Below are 24,530 nucleotides of genomic sequence, written 5' to 3' on the forward strand. Positions count from 1 at the left end.
GCGCGGGGAGCGACGGTTTCGTCACGCCGGTCGGGCCGCGGTATCCGGGAGGGGTCGACGGTTGCTTGCCCAGTGGGGGCGGCCTTGCCCTATCGGCGAGGCCGCCCCGGGTCATCCGCGCGGTGCCGCGGAGCGGACGTTGAGCTTAGCGCTGTCGGCGCTGTCGTGCCCCGAGCGTCATCGCTATGCCCGCGGTGAGGACACCCGCCGCGGCAGCCGCCGTCAGCAACGCTGACGTTCCTGTGCGGGGGAGACTGCGGGAGGACATTGAGCTCTGCCCCGAACGCGGTACTACCGACTGTGACCTCCCGACATTCGCGTGCGGCTGCTGGGAACCGGCAGGCTGTGTGCCGTTAATGACCGGGTCTTTCGAAGGACGTTCGCTGGCATGGGGGTCGTTTGACTTGCCCGGCTCACTCTGGTCGCCATCCGAAGAGTTCGACGGTTCCTCGCCTGCCTCATCCGTTGGCGGTTCTACCGGGGCGCTGTTCGGTTCTTCCGCGGGTGGTACCACTGGATTCTCGATCGGAGCTACGAGCCAAACCTTCTCGCCCGTGACGGTCATCGCTACGGGGTCGAGTCCGGTTCCGGTAAGCTCCCACTGGCTTTCAGGGATGAAATAACCGCGCGCGAGATCCTCTTCCGTGACCGTGTAGCGGGGGGACGCGCACGTGTAACCGTCGCCGGCCTTGAGATGACGCCAGCGGCAATTGCCGGGGCCTTCCGGAACAAGCGGGGAGAGATTGCCGGACACCGGTGTGACGGTCTCGGTGACGTTCGCCGTTGAGTCAACGCGGAAGGTATAGGGCACCTCGTCGCCGACCTTGTATGGATTCTCGCTAAGATCCCGATCGGGATCTCCTGGTCGCCCCACGATCGTGGCGCCCAGCGTATTGGGTGCAGCATTTACGATGGTGAGGTCGAGATCGCCGCGGACCGTGGTGTCGCCAGCCTCGATGCGCACCTCACCGTGAACCTCGCCCTTGGACGCCCACGCGGGGGCCGAAACCGTGAGGGTGATCGTTGTGCTCTCGCCCGGTTTGAGGGTCGGGGTCGTCACGGCAGGTGCGTTCCAGCCCTTCGGGAGGTCAACGACTGCCGTGCCAGAGATGAGATCTCGAGTGTCGTCGTTGCGCAGCGTGAACGTCACTTCGCTCGTGCTTCCCGCATCGATGTCGGCTGTTGCCTCGCCGAAAGCCGCGCAGAACGGGTTCACAAAGTCCCGCGTGAATGAGCCGTAGCGCTGCTCACTATCGGCGCTCTCGTAAAACACACCGAAAGTGCCGTCCTGAAGCGCGACGAGATCCGAGTACGACGTTGGCCCAGCATTGAACGTCGTGATCGTCGGCCAGGTTTTACCCGAGTCGCACGAATAGCGGATGCTGCCGTTCTTACGGCCCTCGGAGGAATTGGCGTTCGAGAAGAGGAGTTCCCGTGCCTCGCGAGTCTCGGGAGCGGCCGCGGGGTTCATGCGGATGATCGAAGCGTTGTTACGGGGGTCGGTGAGCGTATGGTCGAGCGTAGGCTCACTCCACGTCTCGCCGCCATCCTTCGAATAGGCCACCCAGCGAGCCGTGTGCGTGTCGTGGGCACGCGAGTTCATCATGAGCGTGCCATCAGCGAGCTCAACGACCTTGTTCTCGTCCATTTTTGTGCCTACCGGCGTGCCCATATTCCACGTTGCGCCGTGGTCATCGGAGTAGACCGAATAGGCGCGAACGGTCCCATCGGTGAAGGCTCCCGCGTATTGCTGCACGAGACGACCTTTATGGGCACCGTTCTTGAGCTGAATACCGTGGCCACTCGTCGCAAACGTCGCGCGCACGCCCTCAGGCTTCACCGTCGCGGTGAGGGAACGAAGATCCCACGTCTTGCCGTTGTCTTTCGACACTGCGAGTGCGGCGCTCATGACCTTGCGGTCAGCGTCATCATGCCCTTCCTGACTATTCCAAAAGCCCGTGTCTTTGGAATGCACGAAGAACGCGAAAAGATCACCCGTTTCCTCGTCATACACGAAGCTCGGATCCGAGTAGCCATGAATGGGTGTGGACTTTTCACCAGCGGCGATCACCGTCTGTGGGCCAAAGGTTTTCCCGCCGTCGGTCGAACGCCGCATGAGGATCGAGTTTGGGCCGGGAGCATCGGTGCCCGTGGGGCGGCCGTCGTAGGCGAGAAGAACGTCGCCGTTGCGTAGCTGCATGACCGCCGGGATGCGGTAATTGCCAAAGCCGCCTTCGCCACCCATAGCGATGCGCTGCGAGGTAAAGCTCGACTCGGCAGCAGAGGCCTCGGCCGTTTCCGGTGTGTCAGAGGGGGCCGCGAGTGCGGAAAGCGGAGCGCCGAGCGTGAGCGCGACAGTGGCGCCAAAGGCGAGCACCTTTGCGTACGGGGAAAAGGGGGAATTCATCATTGGACTCCTATTTGGTGGGGGTGCCGCGCGGATTATCCCGTACGGCTGAAGACGGAGCGCATTGGCTCCGCGACGCGTGCGAGCACGCGAGACCGCTCGTAGGCCGTAAAGCCCCGAGGGGTCTGGATTTTGACACCGGTGTAGAGCAGGTTGCCCCCAGCGGCGGCGGCGCACGAGGAAAGTGCGTCGTCGGTCATCATTGACGAAGGTTCGTGATCCTTGTGGGGAAGGTGGGCGTCGGCCCATTCGGGCCCGTACACGGGGGTGCCAGCGCCGGCTCCAGATGCCATAAATGCCCGCAAAACTCCCGCTTGCGCTGCATGCTGGACGTGCTCGAGCGCTGTTGTGGGATTGCGTGTTTCGAGCGCGGAGCGACCCCAGTTGAGGGCGATACCCACGCCAGTTTCCTTCGCGAGGTGGACTTCCTCTTCGAGGGATAGGAAGCGCTTTTCGCCTGGGAACGGCATGCCAGCCGCATCGCAGTGCTCGATTACGAACTCGGGGTCACTCTCCGCGCGCTCCCTCATGAGCGTTTCGAGCGAGGCAGCAAAGGCGCTGGGATCGGCGCAGTCCGACGGAGCCGAGTGAATTTCGATCGCCATGACGGCGCCCTCGAGGTCGCGTGAGGCTCGCACGACTTCTCGAGTGAAGTTGAGAGCCGCCTTCCGACCCTCGTCGTTTCGCGAGGCAAGGCCGAAAGAGCAGTCCTTTGCAAGGCGCTGCATCGTCCCCGGAATCGCCGTGATGACGTGCCGCGTGAAAGGCGCGCCAGTCACGAGGGCGAGATCAGGCAGCGAAGAGCGATAGGGAAGCTCGAGGCCATCGAATGCACCAGGCTGTGCGAGAACAGCGTAAAGTTCACGCGCATCCCTTTCGGCGCGCTCCGCCGTCAAGCCGGGCTCGAGAGCGGCATACGCCCCCGCAATCCACGCCGGTGAACCGGTCATCCCCGGTCACCGACGCCGCGCACGGCGGCATTGAACCACGTGGTGATTGATGTGGGGTGCGTTATCGCGGTCCCCACCACGACCGCGAACGCGCCCGCCTCGCGGCACGCCATCGCTTGGGCAGGGCTATGCACGCGTCCCTCGGCAACCACTGCGCGACCGGGAAGTTTCTCCACTAGGCTCGCGAGAAGTTCAAGATCGGGACCGTCGGTCTTTCGTCGCATGCCCGTGTATCCCGCGAGGGTCGTGCCGATGATGTCGGCACCCGCCTCGGCTGCCGCGAGCGCAGATTCCTCGCTATCGCAATCGGCCATGATCGGTACGTCGCTACGTTCGCGAATTCGCGTAACTGTTTCCGCAAAGGTGAGGCCGTCCGGCCTCTCACGCAGTGTTCCATCGAGAGCGAGAATGTCCGCACCTGCATCCAATACGGCCTCGCAATGCTTGAGGGTCGGTGTGATGAACACGCCCTCGTTGCCGTCCTTCCAAATGCCGATTACGGGAATGCCGCTCACGGCCGCTTTCACCTGGCGAATATCCTCGAGCCCCTGCGCACGCACGGCACTTGCGCCGCCTTGCTCGACGGCAGCGGCGATCTGAGCCATCGTGCGGGGATCGCGCATGGGCTCGCCGGGGTATGCCTGGCACGAGACAATGAGGGAACCCTCGAGGGCTTTGACAACGGGGTGCATGATTCAGCCTTCCGTGGCGGGATCGGTCAATGCGAAATGCGCGGCACCGAGGAGCGCCGCGTGGTTACCCGCGCTCGCGGGCACAATGGGGGTGTTTCCAACGGCATCCATGGCGCTTTCGTGCACGCCTTCGCGAAGTGCAGCCCACCATTCCTCACCGGCGACACCGCTCGCGGAGGCGACGCCTCCCGTGACCGCAACGACCTGCGGATCGACAATGTTGAGCTGATCTCCAATTGCGCGGCCCGTGAGACGGCCTGCGTCGATGAGGGTGCCGAGCGCAATTCTCGAACCGTTGTTGGCGAGGTCCGCGACTTCGCGTGTCGAAGCTGCGGGAGTGCCGCGTCTCGTGAGTTCGGCCGCGATGCCGGGGCCTGAGGCGAAACCTTCGAGGTGCCCTCGTCGTCCGCACGAACACACGAGATCTTCGACTCCAGGAACACCGGCGGTGCGGACGTGCCCGATATGGCCAGCAGCGCCGCGAGAGCCCGTGAGTACCTGACCCCGGGTGATGAAGGCGCCACCGATCCCCGTGCCGACGGCGACCAGAAGGAGCGAATCGCATCCCTGACCGGCACCGAACATCGCCTCACCGAGGCCGTGCGCGTGCACGTCATTGAGAGCGCGGGTTCGCACCTCGAACTCGGTGTGGAACGCGCCGGAAAGATCCGTTCCCGGCCATCCCGGGAGTGCGTCGGTTGCGGCGGTTACCACGCCTCGAGCGCTGTCAATCACACCCGCCGAGGCAATCCCGATGGCGGCGAGAGGAGGTCCGTCACCATCGGTGCCCTGAAGGGCTTCGTGAGCGACGTTGACCGCTGCGGCTACCACAGCATTGGCGCCCTCGCGTGCCGGAGTGGGCGCCGTAGCCACGGGCCCGAGGTGCGGAGCACCTTCACCCTTGAGTTCCACGACGGCCGCGTTGATCTTGGTCCCGCCGAGGTCGACGGCGAGCACTCGCGTTAACTCAGCGGGCATGAGCGCCTACTTTCGGAGGCCGGTCGCCGTGAGAATCCCGCGAATCTTCTCGACCGCATCGCCTTCGATCGCCGTCATCGGCTCGCTCATGACGTTCGTCGAGAATATGCCGAGCTCGCGAAGCGCAGTCTTGAATGCGCCCACGCCAGCTGCGGGGCCGGTCTTGCCAACAGGCTGGAATACGATCTCGAAGAGCGCCGCAAGGCGATCCTGTTCTGTGCGGACTGTTTCCCAATCACCGGCAAGGTATGCCTTGTGCATGCGCGCGTAGCCCGCGGGATCAACGTTGCCAAGGCCTGGAACGGACCCATCAGCACCTGAAAGGTAGGCGCCGTCCACAACGACCTCGTGACCCGTGAGAACACTCAACGGATTGCCAGCCGCACGATTCATGGCGGTCAAACGGCGGAATGACACATCATCACCCGACGAGTCCTTGACCCCGGCGAGAAGCCCTTCGCTGCCAAGGCCCACGAGCATGTGGGGGTTCAACTTGACGTGCACGCAAACCGGGAGGTCATAGGCCCAGACGGGAACCTCGGACTGCTCGCCGAGAATACGGAAGTGTCGTTCAATTTCGGCGGGACCGGTAATCGCGTAGAAAGGTGCGGTTGCGACGACGCCTGCGACGCCGTACTTCTGGGCGACCTTCACGTGCTCGAGCACGCGGTTTGTTTCGGTATCGATCACGCCAGCGAGAACAGGGATGCGGCCGGCAACGATCCCCGTGACGGCTTCGAGAATGCGCTCGCGCATGCGATCGGTATGGAACACGATCTCGCTCGACGAACCCAAGGCAAAGATGCCATCGACGCCGCCGTCGATGAGGTGGTTGATGAGGCGCTCGAGCGATTCGACATCGAGTTCGCGCGACTCGGTAAGCGGAATAACGAGGGGCGGGATGACACCCGTGAGGCGTCCCTGGGAAGCCATAGCAACAATTTCCTTCTGTTCGAGGTTCCGCCGCGTCCTTGCCGGCGGACCAACTCATAAAACCAGACGTCGGATGTCTGATGTCTGACAACAGACTAGAGTGAGGGGAGTGCTCCGTCAAGAAGATCGGGGTCTTTGACCGCACTCGCCGTGAGATTCCCGCGATTTCATGGTGGATGGTGAGGAAGCTTGGAAAGAGGATGGAGAGGGATCATGGAAACGGCGTCTCGTTCAAAGGTGAAAGACGCGACGGTTGAGAGTGAAGCGAGCCTTCACATCACGTTTACTGCTCGTGGAAACGGCACGCTTATGTCTCGTAGTACGGAAGGGGCGCGATTACAAGTTGCCGTTGAAAATGGTCATCTTGTTGCGCACATTGAACGAGACGGTCACAAGCGCAGTCTCGACGCTGAAGATGCCGACCATGTAGATGATGGAGAAGTGCATTCCCTTGCTCTCACGAGAACGGCGTGTGGAACGACCCTGTATCTCGATGGATACGAGTCTTTCTGCTCGACCTCAACCCTCGCGTGGCCGACCTCAACCGACGCCGAGACCGTAGTTAACCAGCCCGGAGATCCCCAGGTGTACGAAGTTCAAGATGACAATCGAGAGCTCGATCCGAGAGAAATCCTCGCGAACGCCCCGGCTGTTTCACCGTACGTTGAATTTGCGGCATCGCACCTTTCTTCGCGTGACGCTAAATGCGTAGGAAAGCTCTCAAAAGGCACGATTCGTGCGCGATTCCGTGTGCGTGGAAAGCACCAAGCAGGAACAATTCTTGAAGCGCGCGGAGAAGATGGAAATCTCTCACTTTCAATCGAGCGTGGAACTATCGTATATCGTGTCATCGTCGCTGGCGAGAAGCTGTGCGAGCTTGAGGCACACGGACAATGGGACGACGGTCACTGGCACGACCTCGTCGTCACGACAGGCTATGGTGCGAGCACGCTTTACATCGACGGTTTCCAGGTCGCGCGAACCGCAGGAGTGTGCTTCTTCGGTGACGTCGCACATGTTGATCGCGTCTCGGTCGGGCAAGACCTCGACGGTGCTCGCCTTTTCGGAGAAGCGCAAAGTGCGATGATCTACGACCGCGTACTCTCCGATCGCCACGTCAAACGTCTCGCCGGTGTCGATCCTTTGACGACGCGCGCGATTGTCGACCTTGGCTACGACGGTGCCCAGAGCTACCGCATCCCCGCACTGCTCACGACCAGCAAGGGAACTCTTATCGCGGGCGCTGATCAGCGCACGAGCATCCCGAACGACAGCCCGAATCACATTAACTTTGTCATCCGACGCAGCACCGATGGTGGGCGCTCGTGGGGGCCACTTCAGACCGTCGTTCGCTCCGTGGGTAGTGGCTTGACGGGGGCCTCAGCAACCGACCCTGTTCTCGTCGAACATCGCGAGAGTGGGCGGATTATCGCGCTCGTTGATCATTTTCCGGGTGCGATCGGACAGCTCAACGCAGTGGCGGGTTCGGGCTTTACGGGCAACGGCGAGAGAGTTCTGCTCGACCGGGAAGGCCGAGAGTACGCTGTGGGGAGCGATGGCCGAGTCCGCACGGAGTCGGGGAAATTAACGGAGTTCGTGCTCGATCCCGACGGTAGCTTGCGCAACGGTGAAACTGAACTTGGGCACGTCGAAATGTTCCGGGGGGATCCGGCAGCACCACCACTCACCGCTGTCCCCACGAGTTATCTGTGGATGGTTGTCAGTGAGGATGACGGTGAGAGCTGGAGCGATCCCATCGATCTGAATCCTCAAGTAAAGGAGCCGTGGATGCCGTTCCTCGGCGCTTCGCCTGGCACGGGTGTGTGCATAGAAAACGGGCCGCATGCCGGGCGTCTTGTCATGCCCGTGTACTACAGCGATGAATCCGGCTCGTCATTCGCCTGTGCCGCACTCCTGAGCGATAACGCAGGAGGCACGTGGCGTCTCGGTGGTTCTCCTAATGACACACGCGAATGGCGCGGAAACCGCGAAGCGTCACTGTATGAGTCGAGCATCGTGGAGGTTGAAGGAGGCGATCTCGTGGTGTTCGCGCGTAACCAGCATGCTTCCGGGAGAGTCGCGGTTTCGCGAAGCACCGATGGGGGTGAGACGTGGTCGGCGGTTTCGTATGATCCGCAGCTCACCGAAATCTTTAGCCAACCCAATGCTGTGCGGATTGAGGTGGGAGGCGAAGCAGCGGTGGTTTTTGCCAACGCGAGCGAACTATTGCCTTTCCGCGGATGTGGCACGCTCCGGCTCAGCTTTGACGGTGCACGAACGTGGCCGCATAATCGCGTTTTCAACCCACGCCACTACGTGTACCAGTCGATGACCCAGCTGCAGAACGGCAATCTCGGGCTCCTGTGGGAGCGCGAATGGCACGGGCTCTTTTTTACGGAAATTCCGCTTGCATGGCTTACGGAGTCGCTTAGTACCCTCATCAAGGCTTAGGACAAAAAGGCGGGAGGCCTCGAGGCCTCCCGCCTTTTCGTGTACTTCACGACGGCTAAAGAAGTGCGGGGGCCGCCGCAAGCAGCGTTTGCGTGTACGGATCCGTGGCGTTTCGGAACACTTCTTCGCTCGGGCCCGATTCAACGACCTTGCCGCGATTCATGACAAGGAGCGTATCCGACACGAAACGTACCGTGTTGATGTCGTGAGAAATGAACACGAGGCCGAGTCCAAGCTCCTTCTTGAGGTCGGTCAAGAGGTTGAGAACCTGCGCCCGGACCGACACGTCAAGGGCGGAGGTCGGCTCATCGGCGATGACGATGTCGGGCTCGAGTGCGAGTGCACGCGCGATAGCGACACGCTGACGCTGGCCACCCGAGATCTGTCGCGGAAGAACCGAGAGCGCTGACTGCGGAAGGCCCACGAGGTGCATGAGTTCCTTGACCATCGCGAGCCGCTCACGGTCCGTGCCGATCCCATGCACGCGAAGGGGGTCCATGAGTGTGTCTTGGACGATCATGCGCGGGTTAAGAGCAGTAGATGGATCCTGGAACACGACCGAGATTGCCCGCCCCCGCTCGCGCCGAGCAGCGCGACTGCGGCGAAGATCGTTGCCCTTGAACAGCACCTTCCCGCTAGTTGGCTGTTGGAGGCCGAGCATGACGTTCGCGAGGGTAGATTTTCCCGACCCTGATTCGCCGACGATGCCGATCACTTCGCCCCGGCGTACCTGGACGCTGATCCCATCAACCGCGCGGATCGTGTCAGGCTTGAGAATCGATCCCGTGCGCAGGGTGTGCACGACGTGGATGTCCTGAAGATCGAGGACTGGCGGTTCGTGCAGGTCCGGCGCGAGGTAGCCGTTGTTTGTTCGTGATGTGACGCTGTGGCTCATGCCTGATCACCTTTGTGTGCGCTCGTGGCCGCATCCCGCGTGGAACGGGTGGCGACGATGGATTCGGGAAGTCCAACGGTTGAGGCGACTCGATGAGTGGTGCCGGGAACATCCCACAGGCGCGGCTTCTCCGCGAGTCCGATTTCTGGAGTTGAGGAGCGAGGCGCGAAGCGGTCCCCCGCAACGAACTCGCGGGGTGAGGGCACCGTGCCCTGAACCTGGTGGAGTCGATCAGCGCCCGCCTCGATGGAGAGAACAGAGCCGAGAAGGCCTTGCGTGTACTCGTGTCGAGGATCCGTAAGAACTTCCGTCGTGGTTCCCTGCTCGACGACCTGACCCGCATACATCACCGTGATCTTGTGGGCGAGTTGTGCAACCAGTGCGAGGTCGTGGCTCACGAAGAGCATGGCGAAGCCGAGTTCTTCTCGCAACTTGTTGAGGAGTTCCACTACCTGCTTCTGCACGGTGACATCGAGTGCGGTCGTCGGTTCATCAGCAATCACGAGCTTCGGATCTCGAGTCAGGGCCATAGCGATAAGGACGCGCTGACGCTGGCCTCCTGAAAGTTCGTGCGGGTAGCTCTTGAGCATGCGCTTTGGGTCGAGGCCCACGAGCTCGAGTAGTTCTTCTGCGCTTCGCGTGCCTCCGCGCTTGGTGAGCTGCGCCATCTGGCTCTTAATGAGCATTGACGGGTTGAGCGAACTGAGTGCGTCTTGATAGATCATCGCCATCTCGCGTCCGCGCATCTCATTGAGCTGGCGAGTGTTCATGTCGAGGAGGTTTTTTCCCTCGAGTGTCGCGGTTCCGCGCACTCGCGCGGTCTTTGGCAAAAGCCCCATGATTGCCATGGAGGTGACCGATTTACCCGAGCCCGATTCACCCACGAGCCCCATGGTCTCGCCCGGGCGAATCGTAAAGTTGACGCCGTCAACAATGTCGACATCGCCGTGGGCATTTGGGAACGAGACGCGTAAGTCGCGCACGTCGAGGAGTGGCTCCGCTTCAAGGTCACCCGCGTATACGAGACGGTCTTTGCGCGCGCTCTCCTTGACGTGGAGCTTATCGAGCGATTCGAGGAGGGTCGCGCGGGCCTGCTGGGGATCGATGAGCCCAAGCGTGTTGAGGCTCGCCTCCGGCGCGGCCTGGGCTTTCTTCTCGTCGGCGTCAACATCGACAACGGTTTTCACGCGAGGCGAGGCGAACGCGTCGGTCATCCCCTCAGAGAGGATGTTGAGACTCAGAACGGTAACGAGGATCATGAGGCCGGGGAAGAATGTGGGCCACCAGTAACCGGAAAGAAGTAGCTGCTTTCCTTGCGCGAGGATGTTGCCCCACGAAGGGTCCGGCGGCTGCACGCCCGCGTTGATGAAGCTCAGCGAGGCCTCGAGCACGATCGCGTCGGCAACGAGGACGGTGGCGAACACGAGGATTGGTGCGAGGCAGTTGCGTGCCACGTGCTTGATGAGGATCCAGGGAACCCCCGCGCCCATGACTTTCGAGGCGTTCACGTAGTCCTCGCCGAATTGCGAGAGGACATTCGCGCGCACGACTCGCGCGAGCTGAGGCACGTAGAGGAAGCCGATTGCCATGATCAGAACGGGAAGCGAGTTGCCAAATGCTGCGACGAACACAGCGGCAAGCGCGATGCCGGGGATCGACATGACCACGTCGAGGCACCGCATGAGAACTTCGGACGCCCATTTGTGAGCCGTCGCTGCGAACGAGCCGAGGACTGCCGCGACGAGAAGAGCGAGCGCTGTCGCGCTCAGACCGATAATGAGAGACGAGCGGGATCCGTAGATGACCCTTGCAAACACATCGCGCCCAATCTGGTCAGTGCCAAAGAGGTGCTCTCCACTTGGTGGCTGCACGGGCGTACCCGTCGCGAGTGGATCATGGTGTGCGATCACGGGGGCGAGAATCGCCGCGAGGATAAGGATCGCGAGAAACGCTGCCGCGAGCACGTTCATGGGCTTGAGGCCCTTGAGTGCTTTGAGGGTGCCGCCCGAAGAGCGGTGGAGTTTTGCGTCAAGATTCGGTCGCATCAGATGCTCCTAATCCGCGGGTTGATGAGCACGTAGAGGATGTCGACGAGCAGGTTGATAACGATGAACGCGATAGCCACGGTCAGAGTGACACCTTGCACGAGGTACACGTCGTTGCGCTGGATGCCGTCGAGAATGAGCTTGCCCATCGCCTGGATATTGAAGATGATTTCGATGATGACCGCGCCGCCCATGAGGTAACCCACGCGAAGACCAAGGACGGTCACTGGAGTGATGAGAGCGTTGCGGAGTACATTTCGAGAAATGACGATCGGGTAGGGGATGCCTGCGCCGATGGCGGTGCGTACGTAGTCGCGGTCCAGTTCTTCCACCATTGAGGTGCGCACAACGCGCGTGAGAGATCCTGCCACGGGAACGGCACCCGCGATTGCCGGGAGCGTCATGTTTAAGAGGTACTGCTGCGGATCGTCAGCGAATGATGTCCACCCGGAGACGAGCGCAGGGAAAAATCCCCAGCCTCCGGGGATGTCGCCGAGCCACTGGATGAGGAGGATTGCAAGCCAGAAGCTCGGGGTCGCGAGCGAAGCGATCGAGAGTACGCGGATGACCTGGTCAACGAAGGTATCGCGGTAGAGCGCGGCGAGCACACCGAGCGTGAAGGAAAGAATGACCGCGATGATGAGGCTGAGGAAAGTGAGCTCGAGGGTGCGCGGAAAGGCTTCAGCCACCATCTGTGTCACGGGGACGCCACCCGAGGACGTTCCGAGATCGCCAGTGACGAGTCCGCCAAGGAACGAGAAGAACCTCACGAGGAGCGGGTCGTTGAGGCCGTGTGCCTCGCGGTATTGCGCGAGGGCTTCCTGCGATGCTGCTTCGCCGAGTGCGAGACGAGCCGGGTCGACGTTTGAAAAGCTCATGACGATAAAAACGAGCAGTGCAACGCCGACAACCATGAAGGGCAGGGAAATGAGCCTTCGGCCAATGAGTCTTGCGAATTGAGCCATGCGACTTTGTCCTTAAGAGTGAGCGCCATCTTTGGCGTGGTGACCGGGAGGCGAGGGGCAGTGGAAACGCCTCGCCTCCCGGCGTTGAGGGAAGAACCTCGATTAGAGGGTCGTGCCGACGTCGATGAAGCTTAGGCCCGTGAGCGAAATGGGCTTGAAGTCGATGAGCGTGTCGGCGTTGTACGCGGTCGGGGTCTTGCGGTGGAACAGCGGATAGAGCGGAACCTCGTTCGAGATGAGATCAAATGCTGCATGCCACGCCTCGAGCTGGGCGGCTTCCTCAGTCGCCTGAATGCCCTGGTCGAGGAGCTCCTGAAGCTGCGTGTAAGCCTCGCTGCCCTTCCAATGCATGCGCGAATCCGTCCATGTGTCGCCTGCGTACCACCAGCGCATGAGGAGGTCAGCATCGGAGCCGAACACTGACGGGTCGCCGGGGGCGATCACCACGTCGAAGGCTCCAGGTTTGCCGTCGATCGACGTGTACACCTCCGCGGACTGCTTCTGCTCGAAGTGGACGGTGACGCCGGTCGCCTTGAGGGATTCTTGGATGATCGGCGTGACCTGCTGGACCCAGTCGTGATCGGTGCACAGCATGCGGAACTCGGTGAGGCCCGTTTCGCCGAAGAGCTGCTTAGCCTTGTCAACATCGTGCGTGTACACGGTCGCGGCTTCCTTGTAAGCCGGATTCTCCTTATCCACGAAGCATGTGGCTGCGGTTGCCTGCCCGGCAAGGCCGGTCTCGATGACTTTGTCCATGTCGATCGCGTAGAGGAAGGCCTGGCGGTTCTTGACGTCCGCGAAGGGGTTGCCTTCGGTGTTGTTGAACATCGCGAACAGGAGGCCGAAGCCCTGAACGGATTCGACGGTCGCGACGGAATTTAGGGCGTCGATCGAGAGGTAGGGTACCGAGTCAATTGCCTGAACGTCGCCCGACTGGAGCGAGTTGGTGCGAGTCGCGGCGTCGGGGATGACCTGCCACTCCATGGTCTTGGCGCGCGCGGGCTTTTGACCCGTGTAGTCGTCATTGCGCTCGAATTTTACGATCTTCGAAGCGGCGCCGTTATCGGTCATCTTCCATGCGCCGGTACCGATGGGATTGGCATCGAAACCTTTGGCATCTTTCTCGACGGCAGCCTTCGGAACGACTTTGACGACCGCGAGGCGCTCGGCAAGCGGGCCGACGGGGTGCTTGAGGGCGATACTCACGCCGTTGTCGCCGTTTTCTTTAACGGAGTCGATGAAGGAAATGAACTGCGAGTAGAGCGAGTTATTCGCGGGGTCGAGCACGCGCTCGAACGAGAACACGACGTCCGCGGGGGTCACGGGGGAGCCGTCATGGAACTTAGCGTCCTTGCGGAGTTCGATATCGACGGTGGTGTTGTCACCCTTCGGTAGCTCGGACGCGAGCGCGGGGTACACCTCGCCGGTCGCTGGATCGAGTTCTGTGAGGCCCTCGAGGGTGTGCCAGTTAGCCGCGATTGTGAGTGCCGAGGTCGTCGTCATCGGGTCGTAACCGTTGGTGCCGAGCTCGTAGGAAATCGAGGCCTTGATCGTGCCGTCTTCATTCGCTGAACCAGCGTTGCCACCTGCACCGCCGGAACCACCGGACTTTTTATCGGAGGGGGCGCATGCCGAAATGGCAGCGACGAGGCCCGCGGCGCCGGCCGAGAAAGCACCCGTCTTGAGGACTGTGCGGCGAGAGACAGTGCGTGAGTTACTCACTTTTGCTCCTTTGCAAAGGGGGATTAGGGGAACGCTCCCCACATGGAGACATCAGACGTCTGATGACTTGCTGTTAGCATAAGAGCACCGTCGAGACTTTGTCAATGTTGCCGAGGTGGCGATACTGGAAGCTCGGAGCATGAGAAAGGCAGATCGTGGCCGAAGAATCCATGGGGCTCGCGCCCGAGAATCGTGAACGGCTAAGCAAGCGCCGGACCGCGAGTAACGCAACGGTCGACGCGATCAAGGAGTACATCCTCGAACACCACCTACGCCCGGGGGATCCACTCCCGACGGAGGCATCGCTTCAGGGTACTTTGGGTGTTTCTCGCTCGAGCGTGCGCGAGGCCCTGCGCACGCTTCAGTCGCTCGATATTGTTTCTATTCAGCACGGACGTGGCATGAGCGTGGGTGAGCTGTCGTTCGCCCCCATGATTGAAGCCGTTCTTTTTCGTGCCCGCCTCAATGCGAAAGACGATCTGAGCACTTTGCGTGAAGTTGTGGAGGTGCGCATGGCTCTTGACCTTGCGCTCACCGATGAGCTCATTGAGGTATACCGCGGTTCCTCGCAGCCGAAGCTTCGAGAGCACGTGAAGAACATGCGCGAGTGTGTCGAGGCCGGTCGAGGCTTTGCCTCGTGTGACGAGGCGTTCCACTCCGATCTACTCGCGGCGACAAGCAATCACATGATGCAGCAGCTAGGCATGGCTTTCTGGCGGATTCACACGGTAGCTGTTCCTGCTGCTGGCTTGCCGCAAGCCAAGGACATCAGTGACACGGTGAACGCCCACGATGCAATCATTGATGCGCTCGTTGCTGGCGATGCGACCGCCTACCGCGCAGCGGTCATTGAGCATTACCGCCCGCTCAGGCGCCTTCTCGAGGTCGCCGCCAACTAGCGCTTCTTCTCCATCTGCGAGGGCGGTGTCGCCGTCGAAGCGATGAAGCCCAGGGAGCGAGTGTCGGGGAGGTCGGCGACCTTGGCGGTGTCGATTGCGCTGAGCGCGCGCAACCACATGAGTGGATACAGGGGAAGCTCGGTGGCAATTCGATTCATCAATTTTTGCCATGCGCGCTGGAGGTCGTCACCCACCAAGTCAAGGCGCGTACTTCGGTCGAGCACGTCGCGAATCTCGGCGAGAAGTTCACTCTCGCCGAGGCGCAGGCGGGAATCGGCCCAGAAAGGTGAAGCATAGAGGGAGCGCAGCAGCGTGTCGGGATGGAAGCCCGTAAACGCCGGATCGAGGAATACGAGGGAGGCGTCCCAGCCGTCGGAATCCTCCTCCATGCGCTTCACGGCATCCCACCAGGGGAGGATCTCGAGCTCGGTCTCGATCCCGGCCTCCTTGAGATTGCTCTTGAGGAACTCGGCGACGGCGCGGGTCCAGGGCTCGTTGCTCGCGAGCAAGCGAAGCGTGCTGATCTCCGCGCGCGCAAAGAGCTCGCGCGCTTCGTGGGGATCGTGTGTGTAGGCACGTGAGGCGGGCTTAAATTTTGGGGTCCCGGGGTACATGGGGCTCGTGACCGGATCGACGTGCTCGGCGAACACCTGCTTCGCGCATCCTTGAGAGTCGAAGGCCTTCATAAAGCCGCGTCGAGCTTCGACTGCAGAAAATGGCCGGCCCTCATCATGGTTGAACATCGCGTACACGGCGGCCTTGCTCGGTTGGGAGGCGAGGTGGAGCGTACCGTTTTTGACCCGGGGGCTTTTTGCAAGTTCGCGGTATTTCGTTGGGGGCACGGGAAGAGCCACCTGCATACTGCCGTCCATGACCGCGTCAGCAACCGCGGATTCGCTGTGTTCGACGTGCCAGGTCATGGTTTCGTAGAGCGCCGGGAACACTCCCGAGTACTGGTCAAATGCTTCAAAAGTGAGTGTTCGGCCCGCGGTGTCGTGCTTCTTGATGCGCCATGGGCCGGTGCCGTTGGGGGTCTCAAGAAGCGTGGAAGGGTCGGTGCCCTCGGGGATGATTTTGACGAGGGAGAGGCGCTCGTTGATCTCGGGCGTGGAGTACTTGAAGCGGAGCTGGACGATATTGTCGGCCACCTGGACGGCGTGGTCGAAGAAATCGAGAAGCTCACGGTGCGGAAAATGGTTGTTGTCGTCGAGTGCGGCCTCGAAAGAGTAGATCACGTCGGCGGGGGTTACGGGCATACCGTCGTGAAAGATGGCGCCGTCGCGAAGGAACACATCGATGACGACGTCGGCTGGGTCGAAAAGCTTTTGCGAAAGGCCCGGCTTTGTGGTGCCGGTCGTTGGGTCCATGATGGCGAGGCCCTCATACACGTGCCACAGCGCAGCGGTGTTCTGAAGGGAGCGCGTCGTGAACGGGCTGAGTCCGTCACTTCCAAGCGGCGCGCTGAGAATAACGTCGAGGTGCCCTGTGGGGACGGGGAGATTGAACTTCTCCGCGACCGAGAGGTGGTCCGGGTTAGGCGAGCTTTGGCAGCCCGCGGCGGTAGTCGCGAGGGCAAGAGCGCCGAGAGAGGCGCCTGCCGTAAGAAAGGCGCGCCGGCTGGTGGTGCGTGCGGGTCCGGTCATGGTCTCCAGAGTAATAGGTGTGCAGAGTCGGTGGTGGAGGTGCGGGTGTGGTGTGTGACGGGGGCGAGGCAGTCACGGGCACGTGGGAGCGCGGGCGCTACGCTCGCACGTAAGGGCAGGGTCCGACGCTTGCCTGCACACCATCGCGACGGAGAGGTATGAGGAGGAGGCCATGGACGGTAGCGGCGTGGATGTCGAGAAGTATCGCCGACTGAGTGAGGACATCGCCTCGGCGATCGCACTCGTGAGCATGCGCGTGGGGCGATGGGATCTCGTGACGCCGATCGATTCGTTCCTTGACGTGTCGTATGACCCGCCCACGATGGCGGTGAGCCTGTATTCGCTTTCGCGCGCCGCGGAGGCGCTTGACGAGACGGGAGTGTGCGCGCTGAGCGTGCTCGGCGCCGAGCAGCAGGGGCTCGCCGAGCGCTTTGGTGAGCCGGGCCTCCCACTTCAAGGGATGCTCGAAGGAGTCGCCCATCAGCGGGATGCGTGGGGCAACGCTCATATTGATGGATCGCTTGCGACCTTGAGTCTCGAGGTTGAATCTTCACACGAAGCCGCAACGCACACGCTTTTCGTGTGTCGCGTTCGTGAGGCGCGGCAGGGGCCGGCGCGCTCTGCGCTTGTACGGTTCTCGAGGCGCTACTCGGGCCTGTAAAAACGGTGCCCTGAAGAGATTCTCGACACGCGAGGCGAAACGGCCGCACCGAGCGCCCTTCTCGCCTCTACAATGTTCGCGATACGCGCGCGTTCCTGCCGTGCTTGCTTCGAAGGCGCTTCCCCGCATCGGCATGCCGCGCGACACAAACGAGGGAGCTCATGGCGAAGGATCAGGTACCGGAGAACCGTGATGATCGCGTCCAGGCGGGAGCAGATCCCGCCGAGGACTGGATCTTTGTTCCCGAACCGGGCACCCTCCCCACAGAAAAGCTTCCCGATAGCGATGATTTCGCGCGCCTGAGAATGCAGCGAGCGAACCTCGAGGGCGAGGCGGAGAATTACTTTGCTCCGGGCCTGGCGCCGAAGGAGCCAGTGACGGAGACAGCCGAAATCGCGGCGCCTTCGCCTCCTGAGGAGAGCGATTATGCGCGCTCGGGCGCCACGCCTCCGGCGGCGCCTCGGCAGCGCTCCGTGCAGCTTCCCCCGCAATTCAGCGACTTGAGCGGCTGGGACGCGCTGCGCGACATCATCGTTGTTCTCGCCTTCGGTTCGAGTTTCACGACCACCTACACGCACGCACCGGAGGCGCTTCCCGCGTGGATTCCGTCGGTCGCGGCGGGAATTGGCATCGCGACCATCCTCGCCGTGTATCTCCTGCGATGGGTCCCCGCCTATATGAAGGACGCGGAACCCAAAGGGCCCGAGCAGTTCGGCTACCTCGGGATCGTGCGCCGGATTGGCATGCTTCCCGCGTTTGTGGCCTCGATCGGTGCTCTCGGCTACGACCTCATTGCCTCGATTCCCGATCTCCTCGTGCCCCTGCCGAATGGGCCGCGCGTAGGCGTTGGCGTTTCGGTTGCACTCCTGCTCATGGGTGCGGTGATGGGGTCCGAGCGACGCGGTTTCGAAGGACACGTTCCGAGCGATGCCGCGAAGAGACGCGCCGCGCGATGGATCCTCCTCTTGCGCGTGCTGCTCATCGCGAGCTTCGTGTTCTCGCTCGTCATGATGGTGGGCAAGGCGATCAACGGTGACCCGGCGTTCGCGCTCGTCACCTTCTCCTACTCTCTTGGTTCTCTCGCTCTTGGCCTCTTTATTGCGAATCCGAAGCTCAATGAGCGCCCCTCGCACTACGTGTTCCTCGTGGGTGCGGCGGCAGCGATGGTTGTGGGCGCGGCTGCCGACAACTCTCTGCGCCTCGAATACGCGGCGCCGGGAAGCTTCTCCACCTCTTACGTGTGGCTCCCGTTTGCGCTCGCCGCCTTCGGACTTCTCATTTCACGCCCTTATGTGCGCTCGAGCACACTCAATTTCAAGCGCGTGGACTGGCTCATGTATGCCGCCCGCACGTTCGAGTTTTCCCGCACGATGCACATCGTGGCCTTCGCAGCCGTGCTCGTGTATTTCATCGCGGTTCTCGTGGGGTACGACGCGCGCGGGGGCTCGGGCCTCGTGATCCTTCAACTCATCCTCGTTGCTCTGCTCGCGCTCCTCTCACACTTTGGTCGCAAGGCCCTCGTGCGAAAGAGTGCCGTCAAGGCGCGTGGAAACGCGGTGTCCATCGGTGTGGCCCTCACGCTTATCGGTTTCCTCGGGGTCGTCGTGTTCTCGGTCGTCACGGGGGCTGCTGCCGGCCTGACAAACGGTGGACTCGGCCTCGTTGCGGGCATCACCGCTGCCTTGATGATTACGGTTCCCGCGCCCATGCGTGATGAGCACGGCGCGCCAGATCTCGAGCGCACCTTCGCTCAGTTCCGCGCCCGTATTAACGGCGTAGCTGACGCTACAGCTTTTCTTCCCGATGTGTCCGAAGCCCGGCGTCGGACGCACCGCTTCCCCGAGAACCTCGCCCCCGAGGCGCTTTCGCCCGCCGCCCCTGATCCCGACCCCGCCAAGGAGTCGTAACCCCTCTCCCCGAAAAGAAAGGCCGCCATGCCACTGTGGAAAATTCATGGAAATGGGCTCACCGTTGAGCCAGGGAAAGTCGTTCTTCCTTCCGAACGACTCGCATGGCCGGTCACGATTGGGATCGGCGCCCAGCACGTCATTGCGATGTTTGGCGCGACGTTCCTCGTTCCGCTCCTGACGGGATTCCCGCCGTCCACGACCCTTCTTTTCTCGGGCCTTGGCACGCTCCTCTTCCTCCTGATCACGGGCAATAAGGTCCCGAGCTACCTTGGCAGTTCGTTCGCCTTCATCGCGCCCATCGTTGCGGCAACGAAAGCGCACGACATGGGTACTGCGCTCGGCGCTGTTTTCCTCACGGGCCTCGCGCTGGCCGTCGTTGGCGTGATCGTGCAGTTCGTCGGCACACGGTGGATCGCCGCACTCATGCCGCCCGTCGTCATGGGTGCCATCGTTGCCCTGATCGGCTTCAACCTCGCTCCCACGGCCTACAAAAACTTCCAGCAATCGGCCCTTACCGCGACGGTGACGCTTTTCGCGATCGTCCTGTGCACGGCGCTCTTCAAGGGCATCCTCGGGCGCGTCTCCGTTCTCCTCGGCGTCCTTGTGGGCTACCTGTTCGCCCTCGCGCGCGGCGAAGTTGATCTCACTGCCTTCTATAAGGCGCCGTGGATCGGTCTTCCCGAGTTCCACCACCCGCACTTCGACCTCTCGGTTCTCCCGATGTTCCTGCCGGTGATCCTCGTGCTCATCGCTGAGAACGTGGGGCACGTGACGTCGGTGGGGTCGATGACCGGCGAGGATCTCGACCACATGGTGGGCCGCACCCTCTTCTCTGACGGCATCGCGACGGCTCTCTCGGCGACGTTCGGTGGTTCGCCCACCACCACCTACGGCGAGAACATCGGCGTCATGAGCGCAACTCGCGTCTACTCGACCGCTGCCTACTGGGTTGCCGGTATTGCCGCGATCGCCCTGTCGATGTCGCCGAAAATCGGCCGGCTCATCTTCTCGATCCCGGATGGGGTGCTCGGTGGCGTGACCTTCGTGCTCTACGGTCTCATCGGCATCGTGGGCGTGCGCATGTGGGTCGACGGACGGGTCGATTTCTCTCGGCCTCGCAACCAGATGACGGCGGGCGTCGCCCTCATCGTGGGCATCGCGAACGTGACATGGACGTTCGGCCCCAAGGATGCCGGCATCACCTTCAACGGCATCGCGCTCGGCACCCTTGCGGCGCTCGTGATCTACCACCTCATGACGGCAATTGGGAAGGTCGCGGGCACTGAGGTTGAGGAGAATTCCGACGCACGATCAGCGACAGCGGAAGCCACCTCTACGCGATGACTGCAGGGCAACCGTCCAAGAGAGTGCGTACGGGCTGGGCGCCGATCCTCACGCCGGGGACGCGCGTGACGGCCCGCTACGCGCTCGACCCGCGTACTCATGCAGGTCGAGAAAAGGTCGCGGACGCCCTCGGCTATGTTGTCGAAACCGACGAGGAAACGGTCACTATCCACACGAAACGTGGATACGCGAGGATTCCTCGCGTGTTGATCGTGGCCGTTCGGGAGGTTCCCCCGCCGCCTCGCTAGACTTGGGCCATGACTTCTAGCACTACTCTCGTTCGCCGTCCGTTTGAAGGCCTCATCGCCGAACACGATCTCGTGGCGATGCGCCAACTCATCCCGTCGGCGACCCTCGAGGCGAAGATTGCCCCCGAGTTTGGCGGTGGCGATGCCGTGATCGCCACGATCCTCCCCATGAACTGGGCTGCGATCAAGCGCGATAACGGCACCGTCATGCTCGGGATGCAGGCGAGCGTTCCCGGCAACGACACGTCGCGCGGTCTCGGTGCAGCGCTCAAGCAGGCGCTTGATTCGGAGCCCGGTACGGCAGTGACGACCGTGAAGGTTGCGGAGGATTCACCTCGGCTTCAGGACATCCTCGTCATTGAGGAGAACTACACGGTCGACGTGCACGACTCCTTCGAGTACTGGCTCGGCGCCGGTGCGGAGCGCACCGAGCAGATCGAGCAGGGCCTCGAGCAGGCCAACGAGGCGATCATGCCGACGGCGGCCGTGGGCGGATTGCCGCACGCGTATTGGGTCGATGCAGGCCCCAAGGAGCATCTGCGCTGGGTTCTCGACGAAAGCGAAGACCGCGTGATCGACGCGGTTGCGCGCCTGCACGCGAAGCGTCAGTCGGGTATCGGCGAGGGCACGCGCTACGTGGGCTCGTTCCGTGCTGATGGCCTCACGATTCCCGTATGGGACCTGCCGAAGGGCTTCGGCGTCGAGGGCGTGGAAAATGAGGTTCCCGAGTTCCTCAAGCGTTTCGAAGCAGCGCTTTCGAGCGAGGAGCCGCTTACGGCTCTCGAGCGTCGCGCGCGCGGCGGAATTGTCGCACGTGAGGTGACCCTGCGATGAGCAGCGTCGACGCCGCGACGTTCGGGGAAGCGCGGCCCACGCGAGCCGCTGTCGTGATCCCCGCGAAGGATGAGGCCGAACGTATCGAAAAGACCGTTGCCGCCTCGCTGACTATCCGCGGCGTCGACCTCGTTGTCGTTGTCGACGACGGTTCCTCGGATGCCACGGCGGCCTTGGCGAAGGGCGCCGGGGCGGTCGTGGTGCGCCACCGCAGCAATCGCGGCAAGGCCGCGGCTATGGCGACTGGCGCGCGCGTCGTGCACATGCGTGAGGAAACCGAGCACGCCGAGCAAAGGAACGAGGGCGGCGAGCCGTCGCCAATCGAAAAGTCGGCACGTGCGCTGCTGTTTATCGATGCTGACATGCAGGAATCCGCAAGCGGTGCGCAGCCGCTCGTGGATGCGGTGCTCGAGGGCAACGTGGACATGGCGATCGCGATCCTCCCCGCACAAGAAGGTGCCGCAGGCATGGGCCTCGTTGTGAAAACGGCGCGCAATGGCATCCGTAAGGCCACGGGCTTTGAGACCGTGCAGCCGCTGAGTGGCACGCGCTGCATTACGCGCGAAACGTGGGATGCGGTACAGCCCCTCGCCGACGGTTGGGGCGTGGAAACGGGCCTCACGATCGACGCCCTCCACAAGGGGTTCTGGGTGAAAGAAATCCCTGCCGAACTTACGCACCGTGCGACCGGCAAGGACCTTCGCTCGCAGCTTCACCGTGCGAGTCAGCTCAAAGACGTCATGCGTGCGCTCTCGAAGCGGCGGTCCCTTTCGCCGAATGATCCACTTGGCGAGGAGGGGCCGGTGCGCGCGCTCACGGGTGAGCGCCCCGAGGCGCCCGAGATCGTGGAGAAGCCGCCTGTGAAACATTTTGCGGTTCCCTCGATCGAGAAGAACGCGCAGGTCAGAGTTTCTGAGGAGTCGGTGGAGCCGGTGGACGAGCCTCGCGAGGAGTCCGAGCACTAAGTGCCGCGCGAGCCGTGAGGCTCAGTGCGAAGCCCACAACGTAGGCGAGACCCACGAGCACGAGGCCCGTGTCATTCGTGAGCGCTCCGATCCACGCGCCAGCCATGGCAGCGAGGCGAAGTCGATAGAGGTAGGGGAGTTCACGCGCGAGAAGACCCCTGCGTACCGCGCTGTAGGTGAGTGCGAGCGCAATGAGCACGGGCGGGACCATGAGAAGCGGCGAGTAGAGCGTGAGCGGTTCGAGCATGCGTGACGTGCGATCCGCGAACACTGCCCAGAACTGTGAAGCGGCGCCCGCGGGGGAGCCTTTCTCCACAAGCGTCGCCACGAATTCGCCCAGATGCGTGCGCGAGGAGGCGGGGCGCATGTAGTCGAGAGCGCCCGCGAGGGCAAACACCCCTGTGCCCGCCGCGAGCGCCGCGAGAACGTGCCACGGGCGAAGTCGAATGCCGCTGAGGGCGAGGCAGGCGACGAGTGTCACGGGAGCGTAGATGAGGGCGCTTCCGGCGTCGGCCCCCATCCCCGGGGCGATCGAACAGAACCCCACGAGTGCACCTGTGCCGCCCACGAACAGCACGCGCGCAAGGCCCGGCCGCCTGCCGGTGGTGAAGGCCGGAAGTGCGTGCATGAGCATGCCCACTCCAAGGGCCCATGCCGCGAGGGTAATGCCCGTGATGTGGTTGCTCAGGCCGTAGAAGCGGCCAGCATAGATGGGCTGATTGCCAAGCAGCGACGTGAAGCTCGCGTGAGAGCCGAGCGCGGCATCAAGCACAATCGCGGCCACGGTCATGAGCGCGGCGAGGCCGGCCGTGAGGAGCCGGCGACTGTGTTCGGGGAGCGCCGAGGCGAGTAGGCGTACGCCGAAAGTGAGGCCCGCGCCGAGCGCAGCTGTGCCGAAGATCGTCCACGCTGCGATCGCGAAAAGAGGATGAATGCCGAGGTTAACGAGGGTACTGAGCGGGAGAATGCTCGAGGTGTAGCCCACGGGGATCGCGAGGATACTGACGTTCGCGACATTCCGCGCCGCCGGGACACGCCGCGCGAGGGCACCCGAAATAAGAAGGATCGCGACGATCGCGCCGAGCAGTGGGGCGAGGGCATCCTCGGTGGTGCGGGAGGCGAAGGTGACTTCACGCGCGTGCGCGAGCTGTGTGCCTTTGCGAGTGGCGGTTCCGACGGCAGCTCGGCCCATGCCGACTTGCCCCGTGTCCGTGAGGCTCGCCGCGAGATCAAGGTTCATGACCACGCCAACCTGACGCGTCGAAGGGCTCGTGAGGAATGCCGGCCCCCAGCGTGAGTCGATGTAGACCTGCAGGTTGAGAGGGGTGGGGAGAGCATCGTAGCCACGCGTGTGCTCCACCTCGTAGGCCTGCTCGGGGGAGGGATTGAGGGAGCCGATGCTCGCGAGTGCCACCCCGCGCTCGCCACACTCGCCCGCGTGCTTCGCGAATGCCGCATCGATGTCGCGAACACTGCGTTCGTGCGCGAACCTGTTGACGTCCTTGCCCGTTGCCACATCGCCGAGATCGACGAGTGAAATGCCGGCTTCGGCGAGCGCGGAGGTGGCGTCGGACCATTCCTTCCCACCCGGACTGCCGCCCCTTCCCGCTGCATTTGTATCCCCGAGTGCCGGGGTGCGAGCGCCCGTCGCAAGGGTTTCGAGGCCCTGCCGCTTGGTGGGCATGACCGATTCGCTCGAAAGCGCGAGGCCCGCAGCGCCAGAATTTTCGGCGAAGCACCACAGGGCAGGAGTGTCCTCTTTCGTGATGTCTGCCCACGTGAGACCGCTCGTGACGTAGAGCGTGTGCACCCGGTCGACCGGTGGTGTCGCATCTTTGCGCAGACCGCCCCAGTGGAGGGACGGGGCAAGGATGAGCGCGGCGAGAAGCGCGAGGCAGGCGGCGATGAGGCCCGCGCCAGCAACGCGTGTACGCGCATGAGAGATCTCGTGCATGGACTCAAGCGTAGCGATCATGCGCATACCCGTA

The 24,530-nt window shown here is 62.6% G+C and carries 19 protein-coding genes; 8 read left to right on the forward strand and 11 right to left on the reverse strand.

Translation table 11 applies throughout. The features are described 5' to 3' along the window. Positions 1 to 145: 145 nt before the first annotated feature. Genes D8M36_RS03890 through D8M36_RS03910 form a run of 5 tightly spaced genes read right to left on the reverse strand, consistent with a single transcriptional unit; the run spans position 146 to position 5,960 of the window. Positions 146 to 2,410 carry an exo-alpha-sialidase gene (locus D8M36_RS03890; RefSeq protein ID WP_126846898.1) on the reverse strand — a complete coding sequence of 755 codons (2,265 nt, stop codon included), beginning with the start codon at positions 2,408 to 2,410 and terminating at the stop codon, positions 146 to 148. A 32-nt stretch (positions 2,411 to 2,442) separates the two neighbouring features. Next, positions 2,443 to 3,357, reverse strand: coding sequence for a DUF4862 family protein (locus tag D8M36_RS03895; protein WP_126846900.1), 915 nt, complete (start codon positions 3,355 to 3,357; stop codon positions 2,443 to 2,445). Next, the gene (locus tag D8M36_RS03900) at positions 3,354 to 4,049 is read right to left on the reverse strand and encodes an N-acetylmannosamine-6-phosphate 2-epimerase (protein WP_126846902.1); all 696 of its coding nucleotides are present in this window, start codon (positions 4,047 to 4,049) and stop codon (positions 3,354 to 3,356) included. Before D8M36_RS03900 ends, D8M36_RS03895 begins: the two co-directional genes overlap by 4 nt. Before the next feature lie 3 nt (positions 4,050 to 4,052). Beyond that, positions 4,053 to 5,027, reverse strand: a complete 975-nt coding sequence (locus tag D8M36_RS03905) for an ROK family protein (RefSeq protein WP_126846904.1) — start codon at positions 5,025 to 5,027, stop codon at positions 4,053 to 4,055. A gap of 6 nt (positions 5,028 to 5,033) precedes the next feature. Continuing rightward, complete coding sequence (locus D8M36_RS03910; protein WP_126846906.1) at positions 5,034 to 5,960, reverse strand: dihydrodipicolinate synthase family protein; 927 nt, start codon at positions 5,958 to 5,960, stop codon at positions 5,034 to 5,036. Positions 5,961 to 6,173: 213 nt separating this feature from the next. On the opposite strand from D8M36_RS03910, the gene D8M36_RS03915 reads away from it, so the two are divergent. Then, complete coding sequence (locus D8M36_RS03915; RefSeq protein ID WP_126846908.1) at positions 6,174 to 8,411, forward strand: sialidase family protein; 2,238 nt, start codon at positions 6,174 to 6,176, stop codon at positions 8,409 to 8,411. A 55-nt stretch (positions 8,412 to 8,466) separates the two neighbouring features. On the opposite strand, the gene D8M36_RS03920 is transcribed toward D8M36_RS03915, so the two are convergent. From D8M36_RS03920 to D8M36_RS03935, 4 genes are all read right to left on the reverse strand, one after another. Continuing rightward, positions 8,467 to 9,306, reverse strand: a complete 840-nt coding sequence (locus tag D8M36_RS03920) for an ABC transporter ATP-binding protein (protein ID WP_153246499.1) — start codon at positions 9,304 to 9,306, stop codon at positions 8,467 to 8,469. Beyond that, the gene (locus tag D8M36_RS03925) at positions 9,303 to 11,351 is read right to left on the reverse strand and encodes a dipeptide/oligopeptide/nickel ABC transporter permease/ATP-binding protein (protein ID WP_126846910.1); all 2,049 of its coding nucleotides are present in this window, start codon (positions 11,349 to 11,351) and stop codon (positions 9,303 to 9,305) included. Before D8M36_RS03925 ends, D8M36_RS03920 begins: the two co-directional genes overlap by 4 nt. Beyond that, positions 11,351 to 12,316 carry an ABC transporter permease gene (locus D8M36_RS03930; RefSeq protein WP_065248508.1) on the reverse strand — a complete coding sequence of 322 codons (966 nt, stop codon included), beginning with the start codon at positions 12,314 to 12,316 and terminating at the stop codon, positions 11,351 to 11,353. Before D8M36_RS03930 ends, D8M36_RS03925 begins: the two co-directional genes overlap by 1 nt. 102 nt (positions 12,317 to 12,418) lie before the next feature. After that, positions 12,419 to 14,038 carry an ABC transporter substrate-binding protein gene (locus tag D8M36_RS03935; protein WP_126846912.1) on the reverse strand — a complete coding sequence of 540 codons (1,620 nt, stop codon included), beginning with the start codon at positions 14,036 to 14,038 and terminating at the stop codon, positions 12,419 to 12,421. Positions 14,039 to 14,193: 155 nt separating this feature from the next. Here D8M36_RS03935 and D8M36_RS03940 point away from each other — a divergent pair, with 155 nt between their 5' ends. After that, entirely contained in the window at positions 14,194 to 14,937 is a 744-nt protein-coding gene (locus D8M36_RS03940) for a FadR/GntR family transcriptional regulator (protein ID WP_238638376.1), read from the forward strand. Here the strand turns inward: D8M36_RS03940 and D8M36_RS03945 are convergent. After that, positions 14,934 to 16,580 (reverse strand): ABC transporter substrate-binding protein, encoded by a 1,647-nt coding sequence (locus tag D8M36_RS03945; protein ID WP_126846914.1) that lies wholly within the window; start codon positions 16,578 to 16,580, stop codon positions 14,934 to 14,936. The genes D8M36_RS03940 and D8M36_RS03945 overlap by 4 nt on opposite strands. Before the next feature lie 172 nt (positions 16,581 to 16,752). Between D8M36_RS03945 and D8M36_RS03950 the strand changes: the two genes are divergently transcribed. The 6 genes from D8M36_RS03950 to D8M36_RS03975 all read left to right on the forward strand — a co-directional run bounded on the left by D8M36_RS03950 (position 16,753) and on the right by D8M36_RS03975 (position 22,542). After that, positions 16,753 to 17,241, forward strand: coding sequence for a flavin reductase family protein (locus D8M36_RS03950; RefSeq protein WP_126846916.1), 489 nt, complete (start codon positions 16,753 to 16,755; stop codon positions 17,239 to 17,241). A gap of 161 nt (positions 17,242 to 17,402) precedes the next feature. After that, positions 17,403 to 19,148 carry a DUF7937 domain-containing protein gene (locus D8M36_RS03955; protein WP_126846918.1) on the forward strand — a complete coding sequence of 582 codons (1,746 nt, stop codon included), beginning with the start codon at positions 17,403 to 17,405 and terminating at the stop codon, positions 19,146 to 19,148. A gap of 27 nt (positions 19,149 to 19,175) precedes the next feature. After that, complete coding sequence (locus D8M36_RS03960) at positions 19,176 to 20,495, forward strand: uracil-xanthine permease family protein (RefSeq protein ID WP_126846920.1); 1,320 nt, start codon at positions 19,176 to 19,178, stop codon at positions 20,493 to 20,495. Next, positions 20,492 to 20,743 (forward strand): hypothetical protein, encoded by a 252-nt coding sequence (locus D8M36_RS03965; RefSeq protein WP_065248497.1) that lies wholly within the window; start codon positions 20,492 to 20,494, stop codon positions 20,741 to 20,743. Before D8M36_RS03960 ends, D8M36_RS03965 begins: the two co-directional genes overlap by 4 nt. A gap of 9 nt (positions 20,744 to 20,752) precedes the next feature. After that, positions 20,753 to 21,577 (forward strand): DUF5926 family protein, encoded by an 825-nt coding sequence (locus D8M36_RS03970; RefSeq protein ID WP_065248496.1) that lies wholly within the window; start codon positions 20,753 to 20,755, stop codon positions 21,575 to 21,577. Continuing rightward, positions 21,574 to 22,542: a glycosyltransferase gene (locus D8M36_RS03975; protein ID WP_126846921.1), complete on the forward strand. Its 969-nt coding sequence runs from the start codon at positions 21,574 to 21,576 to the stop codon at positions 22,540 to 22,542. Before D8M36_RS03970 ends, D8M36_RS03975 begins: the two co-directional genes overlap by 4 nt. Here the strand turns inward: D8M36_RS03975 and D8M36_RS03980 are convergent. Beyond that, positions 22,481 to 24,523, reverse strand: coding sequence for a hypothetical protein (locus tag D8M36_RS03980; RefSeq protein WP_126846923.1), 2,043 nt, complete (start codon positions 24,521 to 24,523; stop codon positions 22,481 to 22,483). The two genes, D8M36_RS03975 and D8M36_RS03980, sit on opposite strands and share 62 nt — an antisense overlap. Positions 24,524 to 24,530 lie beyond the last annotated feature (7 nt).

The sequence above is a fragment of the Dermabacter sp. HSID17554 genome, assembly GCF_003989295.1.
In the GTDB taxonomy this organism is placed as follows: Bacteria; Actinomycetota; Actinomycetes; order Actinomycetales; family Dermabacteraceae; genus Dermabacter; species Dermabacter vaginalis.